The sequence below is a fragment of the Maribacter corallii genome (assembly GCF_047345415.1).
In the GTDB taxonomy this organism is placed as follows: Bacteria; Bacteroidota; Bacteroidia; order Flavobacteriales; family Flavobacteriaceae; genus Maribacter_C.
This window is the reverse complement of record NZ_JBLFEP010000022.1, coordinates 1-1,732: the sequence shown is the minus strand read 5'-3', so window position 1 is coordinate 1,732 and position 1,732 is coordinate 1. Positions and strand designations below refer to the sequence as shown.

The 1,732-nt window shown below is 31.2% G+C and carries 2 protein-coding genes; both read left to right on the top strand.

Going from position 1 to position 1,732, the window contains the following annotated elements:
• The coding region (locus ACKWCA_RS23930; RefSeq protein WP_413980778.1) for a phosphopantetheine-binding protein at positions 1–298 on the top strand (298 nt) is incomplete at its 5' end.
• Between the two features lie 284 nt (positions 299–582).
• The coding region (locus ACKWCA_RS23925; protein ID WP_413980777.1) for a condensation domain-containing protein at positions 583–1,732 on the top strand (1,150 nt) is incomplete at its 3' end.

The following is a 1,732-nucleotide window of genomic DNA, read 5'->3' as shown; positions in this document are numbered from 1 at the left end:
CAATTTTATACCACCATCAAATGATATAGAGAAGGAGTTGGTTGAAATCTGGTCGGAGGTTCTAAAACTTCCTACAAATGTCATCGGAGCGAATACAAGTTTCTTTGAACTCGGAGGACATTCCTTGTTGGCGTCATTACTTGCAAATCGAATATCAGAAAAGTTTAAAGTGAAATTTGAACTTAAAGAAATCTTCATAAAAAAAAGTATAATTGCTCAGGGAGACTTTATACAACTAAATAACTGGTTGCTAAATACAAAAACAAACGAAAATGAGGCAACCGAGATTACAATCTAAACAAATACCAAAGATCATTTACACTGTATAGATAAACCCAGAAAGATATATAGCACAGTTAAATGATATAGAAAGTCGACTAAACCCTAGTCGGATATTCCTAAAAAATCATAAATATCATTGGAGAGAAGAACAGTTTTTTGGTCTTGATACCTAAAATTATATATGGGTAAAAAAGAACACAAAGAGAGACAAGTTTAGAAAGAATTTATAGAATCAAATAGTTGATTAAAAAACCTAATTAAGTGAAAATTTAGCAATTGAATTTACCATCTAAAAATATTATGGAAAAATTACTAAAGCAACTTAAAGATATTAATGCTACAATAAGGGTTGAGAATGGAGATCTTAAATTAAAATTTCCTAAAAACAACTATAACAGCAGTATAATAGATGAGATAAAATATAATAAGAAAGAGTTAATAGAATTTATAAATAAAAGACAGGAGATATCTGATAGCAACTTACTTATAAATAAGGCATTAGAAAAGGAGTACTATAGGCTTTCTTCTGTTCAGAAAAGACTTTACTTTCTTTGTCAGCTTAACCCATCTTCATTGGTCTTTAATTTGTCTCAAATAGTCGAAATAGAAGGAGATATAGATAAGGTAAAAGTCGAAAATACCTTCAAAAAACTTATCGATAGACATGAAAGCTTGCGCACCTCAATTCAAATTATAAATGGCGAAGCTTTTCAGAAAATATCAGATAATGTGGAATTTTCCATTGAATATTCTGAATCTACGGAAGCAAATTCTGAATCCGTAATTACAAAGTTTATAAGACCATTTGATCTTGGCGAGGCACCTTTACTTAGGGTAGGTTTGGTAAAGTTAAAAAACAAGTCCCACTTATTGCTGGTGGATGTGCACCATATCATTGCTGATGGGATTTCCATGAGTATTCTAATAAAGCATTTTATGGATATTTATAACCATAAAAAACTACCGCAGGTAAAATTACATTATAAAGATTATGCAGAGTGGCAAGAGACTCTTAAGGAACAAAAACAGTTTCAAAAACAGCGTGATTTTTGGTTACGCGAATTTGTAGACAATATGTCTATAATTGACCTACCTGTTGATTTTAGTAGACCGTCGGTAAGGAATTACTCAACTGGTTTGAAATCTTTTGTTATTGATATTGAAAAAACAAAATGTTTAAGGCTAATTGAAGAAGAAGAGGAAGCGACAATGTTCATGGTTTTATTTTCAATTTTAATAATACTATTAAGCAAGTTGAGCAATCAGGATGATGTTACAGTCGGTACTGGTATAGCAAATAGAAATCATGTTGGATTAGATTCAATAATTGGCATGTTTGTCAATGTCATAGCGCTTCGTAATCATCCAAAGGGAAGCTATAGTTTCAAGGAGTTTTTAACAACGGTAAGGACAAAAACCTTATCTGCTTTTGAGAATCAGTCATATCCGT